The sequence below is a fragment of the Pseudomonas zanjanensis genome (assembly GCF_014268745.2).
Taxonomy (GTDB): Bacteria; Pseudomonadota; Gammaproteobacteria; order Pseudomonadales; family Pseudomonadaceae; genus Aquipseudomonas; species Aquipseudomonas zanjanensis.
Genome location: NZ_JABWRB020000001.1, coordinates 2,556,950 through 2,583,849 on the forward strand (window position 1 = coordinate 2,556,950; position 26,900 = coordinate 2,583,849).

Genomic DNA, 26,900 nt, shown 5'->3' on the forward strand with positions numbered 1-26,900 from the left:
CGCCAACCTGGCCGCTACCGATGCTGTTTTCAGAGTGGCCACATCCTGTGGCCTGAGCGGCTTCCTGCGTGCGGCTTACAAACGACCTTTGCCGTTGCAGACGCTGATGTTGGCGATATCCAGGCCGTCGCCATAGGCGTTGTCGAGGAAGGTTTTCTTGATTTCGCCAGCCAGGTTGGTCGGTGTGGCGCTGGTGCCAGGGACGATGGCGAACGCGTGGGCGTTGATGACGGTGTTTTTGGTGCCGGTGTACAGGCTGGTCAGGAAGTTGCGGATGGCGGTGGCATCGGCAGCGGTCTTGTAGCACTGACCCACGAGCAGGTTGGTGTAACCCACGATCGGGTACTGGTTGGCACCAGTGGGAACAGCGGTGTCATTGGCGGCGGAACCGAAGGTAGGCACCCACTTCAATGGGTTGGCACGATCGGCAGCGGTAGCCGGGATTGGCGCGGTACCCAGGGCGGCGGTGGTGTTGGCCAGGCTTGGCAGTGGCGCGGTGCCGGCGGCTACGGCGTTCTTGCTGACGCGAGCAACCACGGCGTTGTTGTTGGGAGAAACAAAGTCAGGGCTGACATAACCGATGGCGCCATTGGTGGCGTTGACCGCGGTCACCACGTCAGCGCTGCCGGCAACGGCTTGCCAGTTGGCAGGCTCGGCGCCTACTTTGGCAGTGGTAAAGGTGCTGCTGACACCGAACTGGGTAGGGCAGGAATCATTCAGGAAACGGGCGAACAATTCGGTGGTGCCGCTGCTGCCGGAACGGTAGATGACCTTGATCGGGGTGGCGTCGCTGTTACCCAGGATCGGGCCCCAGGTGGTCACGGTGCCGGAGAAAATGTCACACAGTTGGGCGCCGGTCAGTTGCAGGGTGGTGGTGCCGGTTTTTTTGTACGGAACGGTGACCGAAGTGCCTACCGATGGAATCTGGATCAGTTTGCCGAAGGTGGCACCGAAGGCGTTGTTGTAGTTGGTCAGGTCAGTCTGGTTGATGACCGAGTCGCTACCGGCGAAGTCAACCGGGGTACCGGCAGGCTGGTTGATCGAAGCAGGTGCGTTGGTCAGGAAAGCCGTCTTGCCGGCGCCGCTGCCGACACCGGTGTAGCTGAAGTCTGTCGGCAACAGGCGTGGCAGAGGCGAAGCGCCGTTGTAGAGTCTCTCAGGCAGGGTGGCACCGCCACCGACAACCGCGGCCATCGATTGGGCCGAAGCCAGGGCGGCTACTGCCAGGGACGCTGCGATCATAGTGCGCTTAAACATGAAGAATCTCCTTTCGTCGTGTTCGTACGTAGGTTGAGTGACGCATGCTTGCCGTCATGGCGCTCGGTCCTGTGCCGATGGCGATGGGGTGAGGCCATGGGTTAGAAATTCGCAGCTTCCGGTGACAGATAAAGGAAAAAACCTCGGGAGCCGAGGGTTGTTTTCAGGGTGTTTTTCTCGGGTGTTCGAGGGCTCTGGACTGGGGTTTCAGGCGGGTTTCACGACTGAGCCCTGCACAGCGGGAGTGGAGGTCGCGGCGGGTGGTCGCCTGGCGAGCGAACATGACAGAACGAGGAACCCGAGTTTGGCGTGGGCAAGGGTCGGGAGATGTCTGATGCATTGAAAAAAATTTTGCCGATCAGCTTTTGTGGCGAGGGAGCTTGCTCCCGCTGGGTTGCGAAGCGACCCCAAACAGGTCCAACGCGATCCGCCTGATGTACCGGGGTGTCAGGTTTTGGGGCTGCTGCGCAGCCCAGCGGGAGCAAGCTCCCTCGCCACGGTTTTTGCGCGGCGGGCTATTGAACCAACTGGTTGATCTCGATAATCGGCAACAACACCGCCATGACGATCACCAGCACCACGCCGCCCATGACCACGATCATCAGCGGCTCCAACAGTGCGGTCATGCCCATGGCGCGGCGTTCGATGTCGCGGGACAGGGTTTGCGCGGCGCGTTCGAGCATCGGTGGCAGGCAGCCGGTTTTCTCGCCGCTGGCGATCAGGTGGATCAGCACCGGCGGGAAGACTTTTTCCACCCGCAGCGCCGCCGCCAGGTTGACCCCTTCGCGGACCTTGGCCGTGGCCTCGCTGACGCTCTGGCTCAGGCGCTCGTTGGACAGCGTCTGGCGCGCGGCCTCAAGCGCTCGCAACAACGGCACCCCGGCGCCGCCAAGAATCGCCAGGGTCGAGGCAAAACGCGCGGTGTTGAGGCCCAGTACAAAACGCCCGATCAGCGGCAGGCGCAACACCCGTGCGTGCCAGTTCAACCGTGCCGCCGGTTTGCGCAGGTACAGCCGCCAACTCCAGAAGCCCCCGGCCAATACGCCAAAACATAACCAGCCCCAGGCACGGATGAAGTCACTGGCGGTGAGCATCGCCACGGTCAGCCCGGGCAGATCCTGGCGGGCCTGGGAGAACGCACTGACCACCTGGGGCACCACATAGCTGAGGAGGAAAATCACGATGGCGACCGACACCAGCCCCACCACCCCGGGATAGATGAACGCTGTGAGAATCTTGCCCCGCAAGTTGTTGCGCTCTTCGATGTAATCGGCCAGCCGCTCCATCACCTGGGCCAGGTCACCAGACTCTTCACCGGCCGCAATCAGCGCCCGATAGATTTCCGGAAAGTCCCGCGGCCGCGCCGCCAGGGCTTCGGCCAGGCGCATGCCGCTGCGCACATCGGCGCGCACCGCGCTCAGGGTCTGGGCGATGTGCTTGCGCTCGGCCTGTTCCACCGTGGCGCTCAACGCCGCTTCCAGCGGCAGGCTGGCACCCAGCAGGCTCGCCAGTTGACGGGTGGCCCAGGCCAGGTCGTTGTCCGAGAGCTTGGCGCTGAACAAACCACCGCCGCTGGTCTGCGCCGTGTTGCGCTCGAGCTGCACCTGCAACGCGGTCAAGCCGCGACTGCGTAACAGATTGAAAGCGGCGCCCTGGCTGTCGGCTTCCAAGTGTCCAGACTCGATTTTGCCCTGGGTGTCGGCGGCCTCGAAACGGTAGCGATTCATCAGGCGTCCCGTGTTACGCGCAGGATTTCTTCAGGGGCCGTGGTGCCACTGCGCACCCAACGCTCGCCGTCCTCGCGCATGCTGAACATGCCAGCCTGACGGGCGGCGGCGCGCAGTGCCTGCTCCCCTGCCCCTTGGTGGATCAGCGTGCGAATGTCGTCGTCAATGCAGAACAATTCATGGATACCCGTGCGGCCGCTGTAGCCGGTCTGGTTACACGTCGGGCACCCCACCGGACGCCAGGTGCCGGGCGTCGCCGGGTCGGGTTGCTTGCACTGCGGGCAGAGCCTGCGCACCAGTCGCTGGGCCAGCACGCCGAGCATCGACGAGGCCAGCAGGAATGGCTCGACGCCCATGTCGATCAAGCGGTTGATGGCCGACACCGCGTCGTTGGTGTGCAACGTCGCCAGCACCAAGTGACCGGTCAGGGAGGCCTGCACGGCGATTTGCGCGGTTTCCAGGTCGCGGATTTCACCGATCATGATGATGTCCGGGTCCTGGCGCAGGATCGCCCGCAACGCCAGGGCGAAGGTCATGTCGATCTTGGCGTTGACCTGGATCTGGCTGATGCCCGGCAGGTCGTATTCCACCGGGTCCTCCACGGTGAGGATGTTATGGACGCTGGCGTCCAGCCGGGCCAGGGCGGCGTAGAGGCTGGTGGTTTTGCCACTGCCGGTGGGGCCAGTGACCAGGACGATGCCGTGGGGCTGGCGGATGAGGTGATCGAGCTTGCCCAGCACGCCCGGGTCCATCCCCAGGGTTTCCAGCTGCAGGCGTCCGGCCTGCTTGTCCAGCAAGCGCATCACCACCCGCTCGCCATGGCCGGTGGGCACCGTCGAGACGCGGATATCGATCGGGCGCCCGGCCACGCGCAGGGCGATCCGGCCGTCCTGGGGCAGGCGTTTTTCGGCGATATCGAGCTGGGCCATGATCTTGATCCGCGACACCAGCGCACCGTGCAGGGCCTTGCGCGGCGAAACCACATCCCGCAGGGTGCCGTCGACGCGGTAGCGCACCACCGAATGGCTCTCGTAGGGTTCGATGTGGATGTCGCTGGCCTCGTCCCGGGCAGCCTGGGTCAGCAAGGCATTGATCATGCGGATCACCGGCGCGCCGTCCTGGGTGTCCAGCAGGTCGGTGATCTCGGGGATGTCCTGCATCAGCCGGTCGAGGTCGACTTCGTTTTCCGCCGCGCCCACGACTGCGGCAGCGCTGCCGGTGTCGGCATAGGCGCTGTTGAGCAAGCCGTCGAGTTCATCGTCGCGCACCCGTTCCAGCCGCACCTCACCGAACTGACGGCGCACTTCACTGATGGACCAGCCCGGCGTAGACGGGCATACCATCAACACCGCGCCGTCTTCGGACTGGCGCAACACCAGGCGCTGGACCTTGGCCCAGGCGTATGGGAGGGTAGTCATGCCGACAGCTCCTCTATGACTGACATGGCCCCTGTGGCGAGGGAGCTTGCTCCCGCTGGGTTGCAAAGCGACCCCAAACAGGTTGAATGCGATCTGCCTGACGCACCGAGGCGCCAGGTTTCGGGTCTGCTGCGCAGCCCAGCGGGAGCAAGCTCCCTCGCCACGGTGCTCATTGTCCAACCGGCTCCGTTGCCGGCACCGCCTTGATCACCGCCCTGGGCGTTTGCAGGCTCACCGGCGCGGCGCCCGGAATCGCCCGGGCCGAGGCCGGCAGTTGCGGCGCCTGGACGTCCGGCAGTGCCCAGCTGCGCTCCGGTTGCAACAGGCCCTGGGCGCGGCGCATGAAGTCGTAGCGATTGAGGGTGATGCCGCGCCCCGCCGCCGTGTCGCGGATGATATAGGGCCGCAGGAACACCATCAGGTTGGTCTTGGTGACCTGCCGCCGTTCGTTGCGAAACAGCGCGCCGATCCCGGGAATCGTCGACAGCCAAGGCACCGCGTCGTTGCTCTGGCTGTAACCATCCTGCAGCAGCCCGCCCAGGACCATGATCTGCCCGTCGTCGAGCAGGATGCTGGTGTCGATGGCGCGCTTGTTGGTGACGATGCCCGTGGTACTCGAAGCGCGGTTGTCGACACTGCTGACTTCCTGATAGATATCGAGCTTGACCGTCCCGCCTTCGGAAATCTGTGGCCGGACGTTGAGCTTCAAGCCCACCTCCTCACGGGTCACGGTCTGGAATGGGTTGTTGCTGGTACCGCCCCCGCCGGTGACGTAGCTGCCGCTGACGAACGGAATGGTCTGGCCAACGAAAATGCTCGCCGCTTCGTTGTCCAGGGTCAGCAGGTTCGGCGTCGACAGCACGTTGGTGCCGCCCTTGCTCTTCAAGGCCCGGGCCAGGACCTTGAGGTCGAGGATCTTGCCGATGCCGGGAATGTCCACGGTGCCGTTGACCAAGCCCAGGTTCAGGCCCTGGGGCAACACGTCGATACTGGTCTTGCCATTGAGGTTGAGCCCCGTGCCGCCGAGATTGACCCCGCCGATCACGCCGCTGCCGCCAAGGTTGCCGGTCTGCCATTGCACACCGAACTCGCTGGCGTCGTCCTCGCCGACCTCGACAATCAGGCTCTCGATCACCACTTGGGCGCGACGCTGGTCCAGCAGGTCGATGACCTCCCGCAGGTTGCGGTACAGCGGGTCCGGCGCGGAGATCAGCAAGGTGTTGGTGGTGGCGTCGGCCTGGATGGTCACGCCGCCGGCGCTGAAGGCGGTGCCCTGCTCACTGTTCGTCGACGTCGTGCTGGGGGAGCCGTTGCTGCCCTGGGCGTAGCCGTTGCCGCTGCTCGACACACTGCCGCTGGTGGTGCTGCTGGTGCCGTCGCCACTGCTGCCCTGCCCGCCCTGGCCGTTGGTGCTGGCGCCCATGCCGCTGAGCACCGAGCGCGAGTTGTCGTTGCCCTCGCCTTCGCTTTCCCCGGTGAGCAAGCCGCGCAGGGCCTGGGCCAGTTTGCCGGCCTGGGCGTTGCGCAGGTACACCACGTGCAGGTTGCTCGGGTTGTTCTGGGCGTTGTCGAGTTTGTAGATCAGGTTGCGCGCCAGCTCCGTGCGCTCGGGGCTGCCGGCGCGAATGATGATGGAGTTGGAGCGCGGGTCGCCGATCACATTGATCTTCTGGGTCTGGTCGCCGCCCTGGGTTTCCAGCAGGTCAGAGACCATTTGCGCGATGTCGACGGCGATGCCGTTGTGCACCGGCACCACATCGGTGTCGATGGCGCTTGGGGTGTCGATGCCTTCGATGAGCTGCGCCACCCGCGACAGGTTCTCCGCGTAATCGGTGACGACAATGGTGTTGTTGCCCGGGTAGGCATTGATCGGGTTGTTCGGCGACACGATCGGCCGCAACACCGGGATCAGGTTCACGGCGTTTTCGTATTGCAGGCGGAAGGTGCGGGTCAGCATGCCGTTGCCGGCCGGTTTGTCGGCGCTGTAGATCGGCCCACCCAGCAGCTTGGCATCCGCCTCCGGCACCACCTGGGCCACACCGCCGACGTCGACCACGCTGAAGCCTTGCATGCGCAGCGCGGCCAGCAGCATGTCGTAGGCCTGGTGGGCCGGGACCTGGCCCTCGGAGACCAGCGTCAGGTTGCCCTTGACCCGCGGGTCCACCAGGAACTGTTGGCCGGTGGAACGGGACAAGGCCCGCACCACCGCCTGGATGTCCGCCTCGACGAAATTCAGCGTCACCGGTTGATCCCCCAGGGGCGTGCGCGCCGACGCATTGCCGCGCGGCTCTCGGGCACGGGCGGTGAGGTCGACTTGATGCCGCACCGCCGGCTTGCGTTCACGCCCGTCCTGGGCCCGCTGGCGATCGAGCAATGCATCGCCGCTGCGCTGGGTACTTCCCAACGGAATCCCCAGTTCGCTGTCCACCAGCAACGGTGGCTGCGACGCGGGCGGCGTGCTGTTGCAGGCACTCAACGCCAGCAGCAACAGCGGTGCAGCCTTGCGCCAATGACGTGGGTATCGGGCCCCTTTCATGAAGCTTCCTTAGCGCTATGCGCCTGATCCATGCGAACGGTTCCGGACAAGGTGCCGGCGCTGTTGTCGTGGTTGTCGAGGGTGTCGGTATTGGCCGGGACGGAACGCTGCAAACGAGCCTCGATCACCTCCAGGGAGAATTGCCGTGGGTTACCCAGCAGCCAACTGATGACCGCCTCCGCCGGGGCCTGGTCGAACGTAAGCTGCCAGGCACCGGGGCCCTCGGACATTTGCAATTGGTAGTGCTGGCTCAAGCCGCTGGCGTCCAGGCTCTGGCGCAAGGCGGCTTCGAGGGGCTGGTCTTGGGCAGGCCCCGCGACGTCACGCAACAGCACCTCAAGGGCTTCGGTCTGTGAGCGCAGCTTCGGGGTTTCGGCTTGCCAATAGGCGATGGTCTTCAGCGGCGGCTGGATCAGTGCGAGCCAGACCAGACAGCCACCCAGCACCAGCGCAGCCAGGGCCACGGCGGCTTGTTCGCGGGCGGCAAGCCCCTGCCAGAACGTGCGCAATTGCGTGCGAAAGGTTTGCCAACGGACCCGTGCCAGGGCCAGGGAGTGCTTATTCATCGTCGGCTTCCGGGGTTTCGTCGGGGGCGTCCTGGCCCGCTGGAGCCACGCGTAGGACCCAGCCCTGGTCGACGGCGGCGATGTCGATGCCGGCCTGGGCCAGGGGGATTTTCCAATCATCGTCGGCGGCGGGCTTCTGCGCCTCGGCCACGACATTCAGGCGCAACTCACCGTTCTCGAACGCCAGCGCCTGGACATTGCCGCTCATGAACGGCATGGCGCTGCCCGCCTGCTGCACCAGGCTGGCAAAGCGTTGGGCCGGGTCAGTCGCCGCGCCGCTCTGGCGCGCTGCGATTTGCTGGCGCGCCTGCTGCAGCGGGTTGAGAATCACCGGCAATTCGGGAAACGCCTGCTTCACCCGCTGGCTCATCTGCGCCTTGAGCCGTTGGCCCTGGGCCGCTTCGCGGGCGGCGTAGAGGTTCAGCCCGACCACCCACACCGCCAGCGCTGTCGCGCAGATTGCCGCCGCCCGGCCCCAACCACCGCGCTCGGCCGCGCTGCGGGAAAGGCCGGCATGCAAGCCCCAACCCGGCGCAGGGCCAATCCAGCGTTGGCTGTCAGCCAAGGGGTCGAGGGAAGATTGCGGTGGAACTTTGCCCACCCAATGCAGCCCGCTCCCCATTTCCAGGAGCCACTCGTCCAGCGCCTCCTCCTGCATCGGCTGCACCACGGCGTGCTGCAGGCCATGGCGCACCAGCAGATGATCGTCCTCGATACAGGCCACCGGCCCCGGCAGCACCGGCAAGGCGTAGGCCGCCGGGTAGAGGCCACTTAGCTTCAAACCGGCCTGCTGCACCAGCCGCCCCAGGTGGGCGAGGGATTCACGGTCCAGCCAGGCGATCTGCACCTGCCCGTCGACGTCACGCGGACCGTGGGCCACCTGCATCTGTTCGCTGGCACCGAGCATCAACGCCTGGGCCGCGCACGTCACCGCCGCGGTGATCTTGGCCGCCGGCAACAGCGGCAACTCCAGGCGGGTCAGCAAGCTGTCGCGGGGATGAAGGAAGCATTCCACTGATAGGTTTTTACTGCCCTGGCCCAACGCCCGCAGGCTGCTTTGGCCTTGCTCGCGGACCTGGCCCTGGCGATCCAGCCAGGCAAACGCCACCACACTGTCGAGATCCAGGCTGCCCAGCGGCGCCAGGCCAATGCGCAAGCGGGTCATACGCCCACCCTTGACCAGATCACCTGGGGCAAGCGGTCCTCGCTGCGTTGCAGCAACGCCTCCAGTTCGACCCGACGCTGACCACTGTGCGCCTGGCCCCGCAGGCGAAACCAGTCGCTGGTGATACCGACCTTGACGTTGGCGGTGTCCAATTCGGGCATGCGCAGGCGATTGACGAAATCCCCGCGGTTGATAAACCAATGGCCACCGTCGCGTTCCCTGACCAGCGCCTCGGCCCGTTGCAGCGACAGCCCCGGCACGTACGCGGCCAACACCGGGGCGCTGGCGGTGTTGCCGTTGATCCAGGTGTTGGCCGGCAAGATCGTCACGTACGGCGCCAGGGTGTCCAGCAACCGAGGGGTGACGCCCTTGACGCTGCGCAAGTCTTGCAAGGTGCGCAGCATCGGGCGCGTTGGTGAAAGCGGCTTGTTGGCGGCCAACGGCGACGTTTCGCGGCCGCTGTCGAAGGTATTGCCCTGTGGTGCCTGGTCCGACCGCTGCGGATTCAACAAGCGCGGATACGCCTCGACCACCCGTTCGACGATGCGCGTACGGACCGTCGCGGCCACACCCAACTGCTGGCACAGGCGTTCGAACGCTTGCACTTGTTCCTCGTCCACGCGCTCATTGGCGACGAGGTTGCGCAGGTTGAACTTGCCTTGTTCGTCTTCCAACTGGCCTTCGAACGGCGTGTCGATTTGATCCGAACCCGGCATCACGATGGGTTTCGCCCAAGGTTGGCCGAAACGCGTCAGGGGATCGCGCTGACGAGCGTCCCAGAGCAGTTGGCGACTCAGTTGCAAACCGCCCTGCAAGCGCGCCGTACCCTGGACGCGCAACTGCTCCGCTTCCAGGCTGCGGGTGAACAGGGTCTGGCGGGTCAACATGCCCCCGGCGATCACCGCCACCACAGCGGCGATCAGCAAGGCACTGATCACCGCCATGCCGCGCTGCTTCGCCGCGAGGGGCGAATCCGTTCGCATCACGGCCCTTATAACTGCCAGGAGCCAATGTCGGCATTCACGCCGTCGCCGTCAGGCTGGCCGTCGGCCCCCAGGGAAAATATATCGACTTCACCGTTGGCACCGGGGTTGAGGTAGTTGTAGGGGCGTCCCCACGGATCATTGGGCAGGCGTTCGAGGTAGGAGCGCCAGGTGCCGTTTTTCGCATCGGCCGGTTTCTCCACCAGCACCTTGAGGCCCTGGTTCATGTTCGGGTAACTGCCGTGGTCCAGGCGGTACAACTTCAAGGCTTGCATCAGGCCGCCAATGTCCTGTTTCGCCGCCGTTGCCCGCGCCTGGTCGGGACGGTCAAGCACCTTGGGCACCACCATCGCCGCCAGGATGCCGAGGATCACCACCACGACCATGATTTCGATCAGGGTGAAACCCAACTGCCCGCGAGGGCCTTGGGAACGGGCGTTGTAACGGGCGATCTGCATCTCGACGGTCCTTCGCTGGATTCGATTCGAGGCGCAGTGTTGCAAGAAAATATGTCAGTGATATTGAAATTGCTCAGGAGCTTGCGTCGTCAATCGGTCACGAACGCCGGCTAGCCTTGAAGGCTGCCCTCGCCCTCGAGCCCGCGCCATGCCACGCCCTGCTCCGCAAGCCGGCTTCACCCTGATCGAAGTGCTGGTGGCCCTGGCGATCATCGCCGTGGCCATGTCGGCCGCCGTGCGCGTGGCCGCCGTGATGACCCAGAGCAACGGTTTGCTGCGAGACAAGTCCATCGCCCTGCTCACCGCCCGCAGCCAACTGGCACAACTGCGTCTGGAAGGCGGTTTTGCCCCGGGCTCGAAAGTGTTCGAGTGCGACCAGGGGCGCTTGCTGCTGCGCTGCGAACAGACCCTGCGGCCGGCGGAAAACGGCCGGTTGCTGCGGGTTGAACTGAGCGTGTCGGACCGCACGCGTGAAGCACCGCCGTTGGCGCGGTTGGAGACGTTGGTCAGCCGGGAGAAATAAGGAGAGGCAATGCGATCCCCTGTGGCGAGGGAGCTTGCTCCCGCTGGGCCGGTCCGACGCCTCGGGCGAAGCGGCCCCAAGATCCTGCGGTCGCTGCGCAACCGAGCGGGAGCAAGCTCCCTCGCCACAGGTCAGCGCTGGTTTTCGGGATGGGTCAGCGAGGGCAAACTCACTGAATCCGGCAACCGCGCCAGGACTAGCCGGGTCTGTTCGTTGCCGCGTTCGATGACCACCGCCTGCGCCTCGATCGCCACCAAGCGTACCCCTTGGGCCACGCGCTCACCCACCAGGAAACTGCGCGGCGGTCCGTCGTTGAGGCTGAGGATCGCCACGGAAGCGTGGCTGCCGGCCATCACGCCGCTGACCTTGATGTCCACCGGTGCCGGTTGGTTGGAGAACCATTGCAGCGCCGGGTTATCGGAACGCTCGGCCATGCGTTGCGGGGCGACGTCCGGCGTGCGCGACTCGGCCGACGTGAGCAGCAGCGACGACCAGGTCGCCACCCCGGCCAACGCCGCCAACAAGCCCACGGCCTGGACGATTTGCGCCGGGGACACACGCTCGATGAACGCCATGGCCTGAATCTCCTTGTCTTGATTCCAGCTTGCAGCGTACGCGGCAATTCTCTCCGTTTTATTTCACATCCTTATCATCTTCGCCGTGCAGGATGAGGCTCACGCAAAGGAGCGCCCATGAACCTCGGCAAGCAACGCGGTTTCACCCTGATCGAACTGATGGTCGTGCTGGTAATTGTCGGCATCGCCAGCGCCGCCGTAAGCCTGAGCATCAAGCCGGACCCGTTGAAATTGCTACGCCAGGATGGCGAACGACTGGTGCAGCTGTTGCAACTGGCCCAGACCGAAGCCCGAACCGACGGGCGGCCGATTACCTGGCGCTGGGACGCCAAGGGCTTTGGCTTCAGTCGCCGCGCGGATCAAGGCACTGGGGCCGATCGCTTCGAGGACGACCCGCAACTGCGTCGACGGCGCTGGCAGAGCCCGTCGATGGAGGTTCGCGTGGAGCCCAGGCAGCGGGTCGTGCTGAATGCCGAATGGATCGGCGAGCCCTTGCAGATCCGTTTGTCGGACGGCCAGAACAGTCTCACCGTGCAACGCAGTGCCGCCGGGCGGGTGCAACTCCAATGAGCGCGCGGGAGACCGGCTTCACCTTGTTGGAAGTGATGGTGGCGATCCTGCTGATGGCGGTGGTCAGCCTGATCGCCTGGCGCGGGCTGGACAGCGTGACTCGGGCCGACAGCCATTTGCAGGCCAGCACCGAGCAGACCGAAGCGTTGCTGCGGGTCTTGAATCAACTGGAGCGCGACGTCGACCTGCGCGCCAGCATCGAGCTGAGTGAACCGGTCAAACCCGGCGTCGACGACGAGCCCTCCACCGCCCCACCCGCCCTCACCGTGCGCAGCACCGAGGGTCGGGGCTTTCGCCTGGATGTGATCCGCGTGGCGGCGGCCCAGGAAGGCGAGTTGCAACGGGTGCGCTGGTGGCTCAAGGGCGACACGCTTTACCGCGCCCAAGGCCAGGCCCGCAATCGCTACCCCCTGCCCGCACCCGGCCCGGGCGTAGCGGTGCTCAGCGACGTCAGCGACGCCGGGCTGCGGTACTGGGACACGGAAAAAGGCTGGCGCAAACTCAGCGGCAACCGCCAGGAAAACCCCGCGGGTATCGAGATCAGCCTGACTCGCCAGACGCCTCAGGGGGCTGAAATCTATCGACAGGTGCTTGGACCGCTGGAGTAGGTAGTTATTGGACCCTAGCACTGGTCCTTGTGGGAGCGGGCTTGCTCGCGAAGAGGCCTGTAGGCTCGACATCAATGTCGACTGTGATGCCGCCTTCGCGAGCAAGCCCGCTCCCACAGGGTTATTGGGTGATCTCAAGCCCTGGGCACAACACAAATCCACTGTGGGAGCGAGCCTGCTCGCGATGAGGCTCGCCCAGGCACCGCGAGGCTCAGCTCAGCACCACCACCCCACCCGGCAATTCGGTGCATTTGGCGCCGTAGGCATCGCGGATCAACAGCGCCACGCCCGCCAGTTGGTCGAGGCGAAAGCGTGCCTGGACCTTGCGCTGGCCCAACTCGCGGTTGAGCAGCAGCAACATGCCGGGGCGATAGCGGTTGATTTCATCGATGACGCTGGCCAGGGTCGCGTCGTTGAACACCAAGACCTGCTCACGCCAGGCAACGGCCGCCGACACATCGGCACGCTCGGGAGTGCCCACCTGGCGCGGGTCGTAGGTCAACTGCATGCCCGGCTCCAAACGAAACCGCTGGCCTTGCACCTCGACCTGCACCACGCCCTCCAGGCAAGTCGCGCAGACGCTCTGGTCGGTGTAGCGGATGTTGAAGCGTGCCCGGGCGGCGCTGATCCAACCGGCGCCGGCCTGGACGCTGACCACCTGGGCACTGCGCCCCTGCACTTCAATCTCGCCACTGAGCAATTCCAACCCTTGCCCGCCATCGGCCAGCGAACGGTGACTGAGGCGAGTCTGGGTATTGAGTTCCAGGCTGACGCCCTCGGCCAGTTCCACCCGGCGCTGTTCGCCGACGTCGGTGATGTAGTCGGCCCCCAGCCCGGAGACACCGCCGGGCACCGTGGCGCGGATCAACAGGAATGCCGCCGATGCAGCGATTGCCCCACCCAACAACGCCCGCCGGCCGAAATGCCGGGGCGCCTGCAATGCGGTGGCGGCGGGTTGCAGCCCCTGCCACAACGCCTTGGCCTGCTCAAAAGCCCGCGCATGCTCGGGGCTTTGCCCGCACCATTGGCGCAAGGCCCTGGCATCGGCCACGGTGGCACGTCCCGAGGTCAGCAGGATCAGCCAATCTCGGGCCTCGCTGGCCAATCGGGCCTGGGGCGTGGCGTCAGGGGAAGCGATGCTGAAGATGTTCAAGCGCACACACACTCATGAAAGGGTCGGGTCTCTACTCTCAAGACGGTTTTCCCGCGCCGGGACCGAACCGCTGAATAACTTTTCTTTCCAGGCGCAGGGCGCAATGCCCCAGCGCCGCCTTGATTTCCTTCTCCACCATACGGGTGGAGATACCGAAGCGCTGGGAGATTTCCAAGTGCGGCGCTTCTTCCAGGCGGGCGGCGATGAAAATCCTGCGACGCCGCGCCGGCAGTTCGTACAAGGCCTTGAGCAACGTCTGCAACTCCTTCTGCCCACCCACCACCCGTGCCGGATCCAACGCTTCATCCGAGACCTGCAGCAACTCCTCGATTTCATCCCCCGTGAGCAAGCGTGCATCGGCCTGCCGACGGTCAGCGGCAATGTTCAGGGCCATGCGATACAAATAGGCATTGGGCTGGGCGATGTCCGACGTGTCGACCATGCGATCGACCCGCAGGTAGGTTTCATGCAGCACATCGTTGGCCAGCTCCTCGGAACCCAGGCGCCGGCGCAAGCGCACCCGGAAATCCTCATAGGAGGTGAGGAACAGCTTCACCAACGGGCTGCGGCCGATGTCTTTCATCGCCCGGGCACCCCTTCCCCTGTTGTGCATTCCATGCTTCTTCCTGATGAGTCGGGTAACAAAAGCAGGGTCACCGGCTGGCGAAGCGAACTGGGCGCCGGGCGGTCGATCCTGAGGTTCTGCAAGCTATCGACCAAGGCCTTGTCCCGCATCAGGTCGCCCGTGGAACTGACCAGGCGGCTGTGCTGGACCACGCCGTCCCGGCCGATCCACATTTGCAGCACCGCCCGGAAACTGCCCGGGCGGGTCAACGGTGAACCACATAAATTGCGCTGTATGACCGTCTGGATGGCGGCTGCGTAGTTGCTGTCACCCAAGCCCGGGGTAACGCCGGCAGGCAACGGCACCTCGCGGACCCGCACCGGCTGCAACGTAAACGCATCCGCCCGGGCATAATGCGCCGCCAGCCCGGTGCCGCTGAGCAACACCCGCAACCCTTCGGAAGGCGTGAACCGCCCCCGCACGCCCAGCGTATGGCGCTGGTCCGATAGCTGCTGGTCAACCAGCACGGCCATGCCGGTAAAACGACTGAACTGTTCCAGCGCCGTGGTCAATTCCTGGGGCGCGATATCCAGCTCTACCCAGTCGACTGCCTGGGCCGGCGCGCTCAGCAGACACAGCAACACCACCAGCCACCCCAAGGGCACCCCGGTCAATCCACGTCCTCGTCCGCCCCCGGCTCTGCCCTGCTGCACGACTGACGTATCCGTTGAAAATCGTCATCCTGAGGGGTGTTTATGAATGTCGTATGACAACTGATACAAATCCTCCAGGCCGCACTAGACTGATGCCCTGACAACGAACCGTCTTGCATGGCGGACCAGGAGGTCGGTGATGAAACAGTGGACGAAAATGGCGGCAGGCCTCGGGTTGCTCTTGGCCATGCCCTGGGCCCAGGGCGAAGAAGCGCCGGGCTGTATCGAGGTGACCGTCGGTGGCTACAAGACGCCCGACTACAACTGCCTGAGCCGGCAGATGGGTAATGACCCCGAGGCCGCAACCGCAGCGCAACGGGCCCAGGAGGCCATGAACGTGCCAGTCAACGAACGCGCGCCGAACAGCGTCGGCCTGGCGACCCCGGCGGCCACGGGGGTGCGCATGGGCAATACGTTTGGCACCTCGGTCAAGCCCCAGCGGCCGCCGGTGCCGGCCAACACCTCACCGCTGCCCAAATAACGACACTGCTTTTTGTGGCGAGGGAGCTTGCTCCCGCTGGGCCGGTCCGACGCCTCGGGCGCAGCGGCCCAAGAATTTTGCGGTCGCTGCGCAACCGAGCGGGAGCAAGCTCCCTCGCCACAGGGATCACTTCAGAGCCTGATCCAGATAGTCAGCCCCCCGGGCTCTGGCGAAAACTCACCGCCAGCCGGTTCCAGCTGTTGATGGTGCTGATCGCCAGGGTCAGGTCCACCAGTTCCTCCTCGCTGAAGCAGGCCCGGGCCTGGGCGTAGACGTCGTCGGGGACTTGGCTTTGCGCCAACAGCGTCACCGCCTCGGTCCAGGCCAGGCCGGCCCGTTCGCGGGCCGTGAAGAAACCGCTGTCGCGCCATACCGCCACCGCGTAGAGCCGCCGTTCGGTCTCGCCCTGGCGTCGCGCCTCCACCGAATGCATGTCGGTGCAGAAGGCGCAGCCATTGAGTTGCGAAGCGCGGATCTTTATCAGGTGCAGCAGCGCCGGTTCGATACTCAGGCGACTGGTCAGGGCTTCCAGGCCGATCATGGCCCTCATCGCCCCGGGGGAAGCAGCGTAGTAATCCAGACGCGGGCTCATGGCGGGCTCCGTGGCGTTCGAGCGTTCCACGGTAGGCCCTGGGGTCGGTCAATGACAGGTCCAATTCGGCGAAAAAACCGGAGACAAGTCCAATCGACGGGATTTTCCCCACGCAACTTCTACGCAATCGCACAATGCGGGTAACCTTGCGTTTTTGACGCTGGCCGCCGACCAATCGCCCAGGAGCTTGCGGGTATGGAACTTCATGTTGTCATCAACGGCCGCAAGGACCTGTCGGGCCAGTTGTATCAACAATTGCGCAGTGCCATCGAGAGCGGCCGCCTGGCCGCCGGCACCCAGCTGCCGCCCAGTCGCCTGCTGGCCGAGCAACTGGGTGTTTCGCGCAAGACCGTTTCCGACACCTACGCCCAACTGACCTACGAAAACTTCCTCACTGGCATTATCGGCAAAGGCACCTACGTCAATGCGCGGCCCGCCAAAGTGGTACGCAAGCAAAGCCACCGCGAACTGGCCGGTGCCGATGTCGTCGAGGCCTGGCGCACCATGCCCGACCTGATGCGCCATCCCACCCTCGAAGGTGCGCTGCGCTACGACTTCATCGGTGGCGCCACCGGCAAAGGGCAGTTTCCGCTGGACGACTGGCGGCGCTGCACCGCCCACGCGCTGCGCCAGATCGCCAGCGCCAAGGGCTTCTACAGCCAGCCCGAAGGCCTGCCGGCGCTGCGCAATGCCATTGCCCGGCATATCGCGTTTTCCCGCGGGGTCAATTGCCAGGACGAAGACGTCGTGGTGTGCAACGGCGCGCAGCAAGCCCTGGACTTGATCTCGCGGGTGTTGACCCGTCCCGGCAGCCTGGTGGCCATGGAAGACCCCGGCTATCCGCCGGCGCGGTTGCTGTTCGGCTCCCAGGGCGCCACGGTGGCCGGGGTGCCGGTGGACGATCAAGGCCTGCGGGTGGACCTGATCCCCGACGGCACACGGTTGATCTACGTGACACCCTCCCACCAGTTTCCCCTGGGCATGCCCATGAGCCAGGCCCGTCGCGAGGCGTTGCTGGCGCGGGCCTATGAGTTGGGGGCGATCATCATCGAAGACGACTACGACAGCGAATTCCGCTACGAAGGGCGGCCCGCCGATTCGTTGCAGAGCCTGGATGAACGCGGGATCGTGGCGTACGTCGGCACCTTCTCCAAGACCCTGTTGCCGGAACTGCGGCTCGGCTACGCGATCCTGCCGCCAGCGATCCTTGAAGCGGTGATCCTGGCCAAGCGCCTCACCGACCAGCACACCTCCACCCTGCCCCAGTGGGCGTTGGCGAAGTTCATCGCCGAAGGCTGCCTGCTCAAGCACATCCGTCGCTGCCACACCCTGTATGCCGGGCGCCGCGAGCGGATCCTGGCGCGCATGGCCGGGGACTTGTCACCCTGGTTCGAGGCCGTGCCGACCACCGCGGGCTTTCATATGGCGGTGTTGTGCAAGGTGCCGATGGACCTGGCGCTGGTGATCGAGCTGGCGAAAAAAGCCGAGGTCGGGCTCTACAGCCTCGAGGGTTTTTTCAATGATGTGCCTGTGCGACCGGGCCTGTTCTTCGGTTTCGGTGCGATCGAAACCCTGGACATCGATGTCGCCCTGGACCGTTTGCGCGACATTCTGCAGCAGGTGGCTTGAGAATTGGACTGGGCATTTATCCGCCCATTGGCTGTTTGAGCCTTGCGCCGCCAGGCCTATCCTGCACGGGTGTCATTGATCGTGAATAACCACCGTCCGACTTGATTCAGGAGCCTGAACAATGTCTCGCCAAGTGATCAATACCGTACAGGTGCAAGCCGCCGCCGGTCGCTCGGAAGAACTGGGCCGGCAATTGCAGCAAATCGTCGAGACCTTGCGCGCCCTGCCCGGCTGCGATGCCTATCTGGTCGACCGTTGCCCCGACGATGGCGACCGCTGGAACGTCAGTGCCCGCTGGCAATCGGAAGCGGCCATGCAAGCCCACTTCAACTGTCCTGAAGTGCAAGGTTTCATCAGCCTGATCGACAACCGCCTGGCTCGAAGCGTGGATTTCAATAGTTTTCCGATTGTCTGAGACCACGAATCTATTCCTGCCAAGCACTTCACCCTGTGGCGAGGGAGCTTGCTCCCGCTCGGCTGCGCAGCAGACGCAAGACTCTGATTGAATGCGCCGCCTGTGTTGGGGCGGCTTCGCCACCCAGCGGGAGCAAGCTCCCTCGCCACAAAAGCTCCATCGGCCAATGGCTTCATCGACCCAGCCAATTGGTCTACCCACCTTCCGAAAGATTGGACGTTTGCTTGCCCCGCCCTGGGGCTTAGGGTGACCCATCGCCGCGACAGCGCGAAATCACTCGAAACCAAATAGGCCATCTCCCATGAAAACACTCTGTCTGCTCGCCGCCCTCAGCCTGCTGCCCATTACCCAGGCCTACGCCCACGAAACCGCGCCTTCGGAGAAGGTCACGGTGTTGCAGGAGCAAATGCTGAAAAATGTTCCAGGTAAAAAAGCCATGATGCTGACCGTCAACTACGCCCCCGGCCAAGCGTCCATTGCCCACAAGCACGAGGGCACGGCCATGGCCTATGTACTCGAAGGCGCCATCACTTCCCAGGTCAAGGGCGAGGCGGCGAAGACCTACAAAGCCGGGGAATTCTGGTATGAAGCGGCGGGTTCCGAGCACTTGGTGTCGAAAAACGCCAGCGCGAGCCAACCGGCTAAATTGCTGGTGTTCATGGTGATGGGCGAGGATGAGGCGGTGTTGATTCCGTTGAAAAACTAACTCACCTAGACGCAGTCCCCCTTGTGGGAGCGGGCTTGCTCGCGAAAGCGGTTTCCCTGACTAAGCTTTGTTGACTGACCCACCGCTTTCGCGAGCAAGCCCGCTCCCACAGGGGCCCACAGTGGATCCTAAAAACAAAAAAAGCCCCGCATCTCTCAATGCGGGGCTTTTTCATTCAACGTCGGATCAGTTGGCCGTCACGACCGCCTGACCACTCATTGCCACGTCCAGCAGCTCGCGGTTGGCGACCGCGTACATGGCGTAGTCGGTACCGCTGGCGGCACGGATGTCCACCAGCATGGCACGCCAGCGCTCGACCATTTCGTGGTGCTGCTCCAGCCACAGTGCCAGGCGCGTTTCCACGTCCTGGGCGCCATCGCCCTCTTGCAGGACCGAGATGGTGATCGCCCGCTGTTGCCAGTCGACATCATCACGGAACGCTTCACGGGCCAGTGCCTGCCAGTTGTTTTCCACCGGCAGTGCGCTGATCTGTTGCAGGTACCAGGTGATGTCCAGGGCGCTGCCCACGGAGAAGTAAGCCTTGGCCACATCGGCGGCGTTCTGACCGGTAACGTCGGCAGCCTCGATGATCGGCAGCAAGGTGTACAGGTGCGTCGTACCGGCAACCATGCGCGCCAGCAACTCCGGCACGCCGGCGGCCACGTAGGCCTGGTAGCGGGTCTGCCAGCCTTCGCGGGTCGGACCTTCCAGCAGTTCGTCGAGCTTGAGGCCCAACGCGGCCAGGTGCGGACCGAAGTGAGCGACGTCACGGGCAGCGTTCTGCTCGTTGCGGCGGCTGCGCAGGAACCAGCGCGTGGCGCGACGGCCCAGGCGCATCAGCTCGTCCATCAGCTCCAGTTGCACGTCGGCCGAGACCTGGTGGTCCAAGGCTTCAATCTGACGGAACCAGTGCGGGAGATGGAAGATGTCCCGAACGATCACATAGGCACCGGCCACGTTCGCCGGGCTCATGCCCGTCGACTCTTTCAACCGCTGGACGAAGGTGATGCCCATGTGGTTGACCAGGTCGTTGGCGATCTGGGTGCTGACGATCTCGCGCTTCAGGCGGTGACGACGCATGGCTTCGGAGAACTTGCTCACCAGCGTTGGCGGGAAAGCCGTCTCCATGTCACGGGTCAGGTAGTCATCGTCCGGCACCAGGGAGTTGAGCAGCGCTTCCTTGAGGTCGATCTTGCTGTAGGAGATCAGCACCGACAGTTCGGCACGGGTCAGGCCATGGCCCGCCGCGACACGTTCGGCCAGTTGCTCTTCCGTCGGCAGGAACTCGATGGCACGGTCCAGCTTGCCCCGGGCTTCCAGGTCGTTCATCAGGCGCTTGTATTCGGCGATCCGCACGAAGGCGCGGCGTGCCGCCAGGGACAGGGCCTGGGTCTGCTTGTAGTTGTTGCCTAACACCAGGCCACCGACTTCGTCGGTCATGCTCGCCAGCAACTGGTTGCGTTGCTTGTCGGTCATGTCGCCGGCCTGCACCACTTCGTTGAGCAGGATCTTGATGTTCACTTCGTGGTCGGAGCAGTCCACGCCACCGGCGTTGTCGATGAAGTCGGTGTTGGAACCGCCGCCATTGAGGCCGAACTCGACGCGACCCAGTTGGGTCATGCCCAGGTTGCCGCCCTCGCCCACGACCTTGCAGCGCAGTTCGTTGCCGTTCACGCGCAGCGCGTCGTTGGCCTTGTCGCCAACATCGGCGTGGCTTTCGCTGCTGGCCTTGACGTAGGTACCGATACCGCCGTTCCACAACAGGTCCACCGGCGCCTTGAGCAAGGCGTTCAGCAGTTCGGTCGGGGTCAGTTTGTCGGCCTTGATGTCGAAGCGCTCTTTCATCTGTGGCGAAATCGCGATGCTCTTCGCGCTGCGCGAGAAGATACCGCCGCCTTCGGACATGATGCTGGCGTCGTAGTCGGTCCAGGCCGAACGCGGCAGGTCGAACAGGCGCTTGCGCTCGGCAAAGCTGCTGGCAGGCGTAGGGTTCGGGTCGATGAAGATGTGCAGGTGGTTGAAGGCCGCGACCAGTTGCAGCTTGTCGGACATCAACAAGCCGTTGCCGAACACGTCGCCGGCCATGTCGCCGACGCCCACCACGGTGATGCTGTCTTCCTGGACGTTGATGCCGCGCTCGCGGAAGTGACGTTGCACACCGACCCACGCGCCCTTGGCGGTGATGCCCATTTTCTTGTGGTCGTAGCCGGCCGAACCGCCGGAGGCGAACGCATCGCCGAGCCAGAAGCCGTAGTCGATGGCGATGCCGTTGGCGATGTCGGAGAAGGTCGCAGTGCCCTTGTCCGCCGCCACCACCAGGTACGGGTCATCGTCGTCATGGCGCACGACGTTGGCCGGCGGTACCAGCGCGCCGTCCTTCAGGTTGTCGGTGATGTCCAACAGGCCCGAGATGAAGATGCGGTAGCAGGCGATGCCCTCGGCCGCGATCTCGTCCCGGCTGCCGCCCAGTGGCAGGCGACGCGGCAGGAAGCCGCCCTTGGCGCCCACCGGCACGATCACCGAGTTCTTCACTTGCTGGGCTTTTACCAGGCCCAGCACTTCGGTGCGGTAGTCTTCTTCACGGTCGGACCAGCGCAGGCCGCCGCGGGCAACGTTGCCGAAGCGCAGGTGCACGCCTTCGACCCGTGGCGAGTAGACGAAGATCTCGAACTTGGGTACCGGTTTCGGCAGTTCCGGGATCAGGTGCGGGTTGAACTTGAAGCTGAAGTAGGACTTGTTCTGGCCGTTGGCGTCGGTCTGGTAGAAGTTGGTCCGCAAGGTCGCCTTGATCAGGTCCAGGTAACGACGCAGGATGCGGTCTTCGTTGAGTACCTGCACCTCGTCGAGGGCCGAGAGGATCGCTTGCTCCAGGCGCAGCTGCTTGTCTTCCAGGTCATCGCCGCTGAGCTTGCGCGCCAGATAGAAGCGGGTCTTGAACAACCGGGTCAACTCGCGCGCGATGTCGGTGTGGTTGTTCAGGGTGCTGGCGATGTAACCCAGGTCGAAGCCCAGGCGGATCTGCTTCAGGTAACGAGCGTAGGCACGCAGCAATGCCACGTCGCGCCATGGCAGGCCGGCGGTCAGCACCAGGCGGTTGAACGCATCGTTCTCGGCATCGCCACGCACGATGTGGACGAAGGCGTCCTGCAAGGTGTCGTTGAGTTGCTGGATGTCGAGGTCCAGGCCTTCGGCGGCGGTGAAGGCGAAATCATGAATCCAGAATTCGCGGCCGTTGGTGTGACGCAGGCGGTACGGGAATTCACCCAGCACGCGCAGGCCGAGGTTTTCCAGGATCGGCAGCACGTCGGACAGCGCCAGCGGCGTATCGGCGTGATACAGCTTGCAGTGCAGCTCGCGCTGGCCGGAAACCTGGCCCAGCGGCTGGTAGAAGCTCATCACCAGCGGATTCTTTTCGTTCAGGCTCAGCAGGTGTTGCATGTCGACCACGGCCGAATGCGCGGCAAAGCGCTCGCGGTAGCCGGCCGGGAAGCCTTTCGGGAAATCCGACAGCACGTTGGTGCCCTGGGCTTCGCCGAAACTCTCGATGACCAGGCTGGCGTAGTCGTCCTTCCAGCTGCGGCAGGCCTGCACGACTTCTTTTTCCAGCAGCAACGGGTCGATGTCGATGCGGTTCTTCGGGTCCACCCGCAGGATCAACTGCACGCGAGCCAGTACGGACTCGGAGAAGAAGGTCCAGAACTCGCAGTCCGAGGCCTTCAGGCGATCCATCAGCACTTGCTGGATCTTCTGGCGCACTTCGGTGGAGTAGATATCACGCGGCACGTAGGCCAGGCAGTAGCAGAAACGGCCGTACGGGTCTTTGCGCAGGAACACGCGGATCTTGTTGCGTTCCTGGATCTGCACGATGGACATGACGGTGCTGAACAGCTCGTCCACCGGGGTCTGGAACAGGTCGTCGCGAGGCAGCACTTCGACCACCTGGGCCAGTTCCTTGCCCAGGTGCGCCTTGGCCTGGAAGCCCGAGCGACGCTCGATTTCCGCGACCTTGCGGCGGATGTACGGGATGACCCGCACGCTCTCGCCATACACCGAAGAGGTGTACAGGCCCATGAAGCGGCATTCCTTGATGACCTTGCCGTTGGCGTCGATTTCACGGATCGACACGTAGTCCGGGTAGGCCGGACGGTGCACGCGGCTCGGGTGCGCGGCCTTGGCGAACGACAGCGGCGTCGGTTCGCGCAGGTAGGCGACGGCATAGTCTTCGATGCGCAGGTCCTCGGCGGTCAGGCCGGCGCGCAGCAACTTGGTCAGGCCGAGGAACGAATCGGGGTTGTACTCGATGTGGCCGCCATCGGCCTCGTCGCGCACCACGAACTCTTCGTAGCCCAGGAAGGTGAAGTGGTTACCCACCAGCCACTCCAGGAAGCTCTTGATCTCGCTCTTTTCATCAGCGTCGATGGCGTAGGCGCTGCTGTCCAGGCTGTCGAGGATTTCCTGGACCTTGGCTTTCATCGGTTCGAAATCGGCCACGGCCACGCGCACTTCGCCCAGCACTTGCTCAAGTTCCTTGCTCAGGACGTTGAGTTCGGCGGCGTTGGCGCAGCGGTCGATTTCCAGGTACATCAGCGACTCTTGCAGCACGTCGTCGCCCTGGGTGCCCTTCGGCAGGATCTCCAGCAACTCGCCCTTGCTGCCGCGACGCACGCTCAGGACGGTGGTTTGCAGGGTATGGATGCTGTAGCCGCGACGGTTCAGCTCGGTGCGGACCGAGTCCACCAGGAACGGCAGGTCGTGGTGCAACACTTCCACGGCGGTGTGGGTCGACTGCCAGCCGTGGCGTTCGTAATCGGGGTTGTAGACGCGCACCTGCGGTTGCGTGTGGTCGAAGCGCTCAAGCAGGCGCCAGGCAGACAGGGTGCAGCCGGCGAGGTCGGACAACCGGCGCTGGGTAAGTTCATCGAGGGAAATGATGCCGAAGAATTGTTCAGCGAACAGCGCCACTTGTGGCAGTGCCTGTTCACTGATGTGCTGCGCCAGTGCCGCTTGCAGTTGGTGCTGGAAGTCGGCTTTGCTGGCTGCGGTGAAGAACGCCATCTGTGGTACTCCGCTTGGGCTTGTTATTGATGGTAGCGTCGCGTGCAACCCCTTTCGGGGCCGTCGGCCATCCCGTTCCTGATTCTCGGGCAGAGGAAACAGGATGACAGGTGGGTGAAGCTGGACAGGACCCGCAGGTCACATCCTTTTCCATGTAATTTCATGTCATGGACACCTGCAAAAATCACCCCGGGTGGACTTTGCAGGTGCACATCCGTTGCGCAGCTTAACGAGTGCGACATCCTGCCTGCTTGCAGCGCTGCGACATATTCGGTCATCGGCTAGCTAAACAGCCGGTGCGCACCGAACAACCCTAGCAGGCTGGGGACCAAACGGCACCCCGAGGCGGTAAACCAGCAGAAAATCCTTCAGGCTGGCAAAATCCACTTTTTGCACCCCGCCGGTGCACTCGATCCTGGAGCATCACCATGCAAATGACCACCGCCCTTCTGATCGCCAACCCGTGCGACGACGAAGAAGACAACATGGCCATGCTCTGCTGCCACAGCGCCCAGGGCGAAATGTTCCTGATGACGCGCTACCCCGACGAAGACGAACTGGAAATCGCCCTGGATGGAGAGCCTTCGACCCTGGACGGCGTCAAGGTCACGCTCAGCCCGACCCGCCTGCTGATTGAGATTGCCCCGGCGGATGCCGATGCGTTGAATGGCGACGATGTGCTGGAGATCATCCACGGCACCGATGCGGCGGACCTGGCGGAAGTGGAACTGACGTTGCAGAACATCCTCAAGGGGACGGGGACCTATATAAGCCAGCTCTGAGATCCGGACACGAACACGCTCCTGTGGCATCAGCCACCCCTGATCCAAAGGCACCCCGTGGCGAGGGAGCTTGCTCCCGCTGGGTTGCGCAGCAACCCCAAAACCAGGCGCTGCGATGTGATGGGCAAGCTGCATAGGCCGCCTTGCGACTGCTGCGCAGTCGAGCGGGAGCAAGCTCCCTCGCCACAGGTTCAGTGCACCAGCGGTTATTCGTCTTTCTTCACGAGATCGCCATCAGCGTCATAGACCAGATACTCGTCATCGTTCTTCGGGTCCCTCACATAGTAACGGGCCTCATTGCCGTTATCCGGCACCTTCATGCTGGAGTAGGACCCCAGCGCCTTGATCACCTTGTTGTCCTGGCTGATCAAGACCAACGAGGTGCCCCCACCCGCCCGGATGGCCGCTGCGTAACGGGTCTGGAACGCGTTGATCTGCTGGTAATCCAGCGGCACTTGCAAGCGGCCCGCCAAGTCGATGGCACCGTAGCTGTCATCGCGCCCGACCACCGCCATGCCGTTGGAAAACGGCGTCACTTCGTCATAAGGCAACTTGATCGGTAGCCGCGCGCCCTGGCGATCGATAAAAGCGAACTTCCTGCTTTTGGTGTCCTGCACCAACAGCGGCTGCTGCCCCACAAACCGGCCTATCACGTTGTAACCTGGGAGGTTGATCCGTTTGCCTTCCAGGTCGAAAACATCCTCACGACTCCGATCGGCGGAGCTGGCGTAGAGCAGACCCGCGCTGTGCTCGATGCCCGAGAATTGCGTTGGCAGGATCTCCTTGCCGTCCAGGGTATAAGCGCCGTACAGGCCTTCCATGAGATCAGTTCGCTTGCCAAGACGGGCGATGAACAGGTTATCGGTCACGGTGGGGTTGACGAATTTCATCGGCAACACAAACCGATGATGCCTGGCATCGTAGAGCCCATAAGGGCCGTTGGTTTCACGCTCCACCAACAGCAGGCCATTGCTCAGCGCCTCGGTGATGTGTTCGAACGGCAGGTCGACGAGCTTGTTGCTACCGGCGGGGAAATAGGCGAGCTGGCTGCGCAACGCCTGCCACTCCGATTCCGGGTCGCTGGACTTCTCCGGGTAAAACAACGTGTAGGTATCGGCCACCGGACTGTCTTGCACCTGCACCCAACGGGGTTTGATCAACCATTGGCCGGCCTGGTCGATGAAGCCATAGCGCTCGGCCTTGCGGTCCAGGGCGATGTACCGTGCTTGGGCTGCCAGGACGTTGTCGACCTGGGTGAACTCAACGCGGTTGTCTTCCATCGGATCGAGTACATGGATGACGATGCGTTGCGGGGTGGCCTCGAATCGGTAGTCGACCTCGGTGTTTTGCAACGGCCCCGCCTGCGCGACCAGCGCCTCGGTCACGCGTTCCAACTGCTGTTGTACCGCCTGGCCGGTCTTGAGCTGCTCGAGGTCGTCCTTGGTCTGCAGCAGCGCGTTGTAATAGTCCTGCAACGCCGCGATATCGCCCTCGGTGGGGAACGCCAGGGAGCTGTTCCCGTTGCTGTAGAGCGCCCTGCCCCCATCGTCCAGCCCTTGCACCACGAAGGTCGACAATTTCAGCGTACTCAAGCGCACGGAAGCGCTGCCATCACCCAGGGCCGTGAGCTGGAAGGACTGGCCGTCGTCCAGGGTCACTTTCGGCTGGTCCTTGTCCAGCACCACTTTCCTGAACGCCGGATAGCTGCGGTAAGCGACCGTCAGGCCGAGACTCGCCAGCGGTTTGTTCACCGCAAGTGCGAAGGCGTCATGGGATGCGATCATGTCGTCGGACCCGACCTTGGGCGGCGCCTTGAGCTCGGCGAAGGTTTTTTCGCTGCCATCGCGAAAAACCAAGCGCTGCGGCAAATACTGCTCGGCCGTCGGCTCATCCGGCATGGCGGCGCGCTTCCAAAGAGGATCGAGGCGACTGGTATCGAGCCGCACTTCGGAACCGTCGGCGAACAGTTTCTGAGCAAAACGCAGGTCCTGGATCGACGCCAATTCAGCTTTCAGTTGCGCGCTGGTGAACGGGACGAACAGCGGCTCGTATTGCAACGGCTGTTCGCCGGCAGGCTCGGTCGTCTCGACAGTCAGGCTCAATTGCACGTCACTGACCCGCTCCAGGGACCTGAGGGTTTCACCGGTGTCCTGGATCAAATAATTGAGGCGTTTCCCCACCTCGGGCAGTGCCAACGTGCCGATGTCTTCCATGCCGCCTTCGTTCAATTGCTCGGCGGCGAAGCCTTCATCGGCTGGGGCGCCGCTGTGGCGAAACAGGATGTAGGACGTAAAGCCCACCACCAACAAGGTCACACTCAGTATCGACAGCAATCTCAAACGAGGCTGGGAAAAGGTCATGGTGGGTTCGGTCGTCAAAGGGCTGGGGAAGGCAGGCAGCTAACCACACGGCCTGGCGTGCTG

The 26,900-nt window shown here is 63.8% G+C and carries 23 protein-coding genes; 8 read left to right on the forward strand and 15 right to left on the reverse strand.

What is annotated here, in order from left to right; translation table 11 throughout:
• Positions 1–75: 75 nt before the first annotated feature.
• From HU715_RS10640 to gspG, 8 genes are all read right to left on the reverse strand, one after another.
• Positions 76–1,257: a substrate-binding domain-containing protein gene (locus HU715_RS10640; RefSeq protein WP_186704918.1), complete on the reverse strand. Its 1,182-nt coding sequence runs from the start codon at positions 1,255–1,257 to the stop codon at positions 76–78.
• A 515-nt stretch (positions 1,258–1,772) separates the two neighbouring features.
• Entirely contained in the window at positions 1,773–2,984 is a 1,212-nt protein-coding gene (gspF, locus tag HU715_RS10645) for a type II secretion system inner membrane protein GspF (RefSeq protein WP_186704917.1), read from the reverse strand.
• Positions 2,984–4,402: a type II secretion system ATPase GspE gene (gene gspE / locus HU715_RS10650; RefSeq protein WP_186704916.1), complete on the reverse strand. Its 1,419-nt coding sequence runs from the start codon at positions 4,400–4,402 to the stop codon at positions 2,984–2,986. Before gspE ends, gspF begins: the two co-directional genes overlap by 1 nt.
• Before the next feature lie 169 nt (positions 4,403–4,571).
• On the reverse strand, positions 4,572–6,938 hold the full coding sequence (gene gspD / locus HU715_RS10655) for a type II secretion system secretin GspD (protein WP_186704915.1): 2,367 nt from the start codon (positions 6,936–6,938) through the stop codon (positions 4,572–4,574).
• Entirely contained in the window at positions 6,935–7,504 is a 570-nt protein-coding gene (locus tag HU715_RS10660) for a type II secretion system protein M (RefSeq protein WP_186704914.1), read from the reverse strand. The genes gspD and HU715_RS10660 overlap by 4 nt, the downstream gene beginning before the upstream one ends.
• Positions 7,497–8,669 (reverse strand): type II secretion system protein GspL, encoded by a 1,173-nt coding sequence (gene gspL / locus HU715_RS10665; protein ID WP_186704913.1) that lies wholly within the window; start codon positions 8,667–8,669, stop codon positions 7,497–7,499. Before gspL ends, HU715_RS10660 begins: the two co-directional genes overlap by 8 nt.
• Positions 8,666–9,652 (reverse strand): type II secretion system minor pseudopilin GspK, encoded by a 987-nt coding sequence (gspK, locus tag HU715_RS10670; protein ID WP_186704912.1) that lies wholly within the window; start codon positions 9,650–9,652, stop codon positions 8,666–8,668. Before gspK ends, gspL begins: the two co-directional genes overlap by 4 nt.
• 8 nt (positions 9,653–9,660) lie before the next feature.
• Positions 9,661–10,110, reverse strand: a complete 450-nt coding sequence (gene gspG, locus HU715_RS10675; protein ID WP_186704911.1) for a type II secretion system major pseudopilin GspG — start codon at positions 10,108–10,110, stop codon at positions 9,661–9,663.
• Between the two features lie 148 nt (positions 10,111–10,258).
• Between gspG and gspI the strand changes: the two genes are divergently transcribed.
• Positions 10,259–10,633, forward strand: a complete 375-nt coding sequence (gspI, locus tag HU715_RS10680) for a type II secretion system minor pseudopilin GspI (protein WP_186704910.1) — start codon at positions 10,259–10,261, stop codon at positions 10,631–10,633.
• Between the two features lie 131 nt (positions 10,634–10,764).
• Here the strand turns inward: gspI and HU715_RS10685 are convergent, their stop codons facing one another.
• The gene (locus HU715_RS10685) at positions 10,765–11,208 is read right to left on the reverse strand and encodes a type II secretion system protein N (protein WP_186704909.1); all 444 of its coding nucleotides are present in this window, start codon (positions 11,206–11,208) and stop codon (positions 10,765–10,767) included.
• Between the two features lie 117 nt (positions 11,209–11,325).
• On the opposite strand from HU715_RS10685, the gene gspH reads away from it, so the two are divergent.
• Together gspH and HU715_RS10695 are read left to right on the forward strand one after the other, a co-directional pair.
• Positions 11,326–11,778 carry a type II secretion system minor pseudopilin GspH gene (gene gspH / locus HU715_RS10690; RefSeq protein ID WP_186704908.1) on the forward strand — a complete coding sequence of 151 codons (453 nt, stop codon included), beginning with the start codon at positions 11,326–11,328 and terminating at the stop codon, positions 11,776–11,778.
• Positions 11,775–12,386 carry a PulJ/GspJ family protein gene (locus tag HU715_RS10695; RefSeq protein ID WP_186704907.1) on the forward strand — a complete coding sequence of 204 codons (612 nt, stop codon included), beginning with the start codon at positions 11,775–11,777 and terminating at the stop codon, positions 12,384–12,386. The genes gspH and HU715_RS10695 overlap by 4 nt, the downstream gene beginning before the upstream one ends.
• Before the next feature lie 211 nt (positions 12,387–12,597).
• On the opposite strand, the gene HU715_RS10700 is transcribed toward HU715_RS10695, so the two are convergent.
• From HU715_RS10700 to HU715_RS10710, 3 genes are read right to left on the reverse strand one after another with little or no spacing between them, the layout of a single operon-like run.
• Positions 12,598–13,539 (reverse strand): FecR family protein, encoded by a 942-nt coding sequence (locus HU715_RS10700; RefSeq protein WP_186704981.1) that lies wholly within the window; start codon positions 13,537–13,539, stop codon positions 12,598–12,600.
• A gap of 37 nt (positions 13,540–13,576) precedes the next feature.
• Positions 13,577–14,122, reverse strand: a complete 546-nt coding sequence (locus HU715_RS10705; RefSeq protein WP_053119708.1) for a sigma-70 family RNA polymerase sigma factor — start codon at positions 14,120–14,122, stop codon at positions 13,577–13,579.
• Positions 14,119–14,751: a secretin and TonB N-terminal domain-containing protein gene (locus tag HU715_RS10710; RefSeq protein WP_186704980.1), complete on the reverse strand. Its 633-nt coding sequence runs from the start codon at positions 14,749–14,751 to the stop codon at positions 14,119–14,121. The genes HU715_RS10705 and HU715_RS10710 overlap by 4 nt, the downstream gene beginning before the upstream one ends.
• Before the next feature lie 205 nt (positions 14,752–14,956).
• Here HU715_RS10710 and HU715_RS10715 point away from each other — a divergent pair, with 205 nt between their 5' ends.
• Positions 14,957–15,298 carry a hypothetical protein gene (locus HU715_RS10715; RefSeq protein ID WP_186704906.1) on the forward strand — a complete coding sequence of 114 codons (342 nt, stop codon included), beginning with the start codon at positions 14,957–14,959 and terminating at the stop codon, positions 15,296–15,298.
• Between the two features lie 151 nt (positions 15,299–15,449).
• On the opposite strand, the gene HU715_RS10720 is transcribed toward HU715_RS10715, so the two are convergent.
• Positions 15,450–15,890: a carboxymuconolactone decarboxylase family protein gene (locus HU715_RS10720; protein ID WP_186704905.1), complete on the reverse strand. Its 441-nt coding sequence runs from the start codon at positions 15,888–15,890 to the stop codon at positions 15,450–15,452.
• Positions 15,891–16,085: 195 nt separating this feature from the next.
• Between HU715_RS10720 and pdxR the strand changes: the two genes are divergently transcribed.
• From pdxR to HU715_RS10735, 3 genes are all read left to right on the forward strand, one after another.
• The gene (gene pdxR / locus HU715_RS10725; RefSeq protein ID WP_186704904.1) at positions 16,086–17,519 is read left to right on the forward strand and encodes a MocR-like pyridoxine biosynthesis transcription factor PdxR; all 1,434 of its coding nucleotides are present in this window, start codon (positions 16,086–16,088) and stop codon (positions 17,517–17,519) included.
• A gap of 121 nt (positions 17,520–17,640) precedes the next feature.
• On the forward strand, positions 17,641–17,934 hold the full coding sequence (locus HU715_RS10730; RefSeq protein WP_122566412.1) for a putative quinol monooxygenase: 294 nt from the start codon (positions 17,641–17,643) through the stop codon (positions 17,932–17,934).
• A gap of 301 nt (positions 17,935–18,235) precedes the next feature.
• Positions 18,236–18,640: a cupin domain-containing protein gene (locus tag HU715_RS10735; protein WP_186704903.1), complete on the forward strand. Its 405-nt coding sequence runs from the start codon at positions 18,236–18,238 to the stop codon at positions 18,638–18,640.
• A 186-nt stretch (positions 18,641–18,826) separates the two neighbouring features.
• On the opposite strand, the gene HU715_RS10740 is transcribed toward HU715_RS10735, so the two are convergent.
• Positions 18,827–23,695, reverse strand: coding sequence for an NAD-glutamate dehydrogenase (locus HU715_RS10740; protein WP_186704902.1), 4,869 nt, complete (start codon positions 23,693–23,695; stop codon positions 18,827–18,829).
• Positions 23,696–24,123: 428 nt separating this feature from the next.
• Here HU715_RS10740 and HU715_RS10745 point away from each other — a divergent pair, with 428 nt between their 5' ends.
• A complete protein-coding gene (locus tag HU715_RS10745; protein WP_186704901.1) occupies positions 24,124–24,477 on the forward strand; it encodes a hypothetical protein in 354 nt (117 codons plus the stop codon).
• A 206-nt stretch (positions 24,478–24,683) separates the two neighbouring features.
• Here HU715_RS10745 and HU715_RS10750 read toward each other — a convergent pair whose 3' ends face one another.
• A complete protein-coding gene (locus HU715_RS10750; RefSeq protein ID WP_186704900.1) occupies positions 24,684–26,837 on the reverse strand; it encodes a WG repeat-containing protein in 2,154 nt (717 codons plus the stop codon).
• Positions 26,838–26,900: the final 63 nt, after the last annotated feature.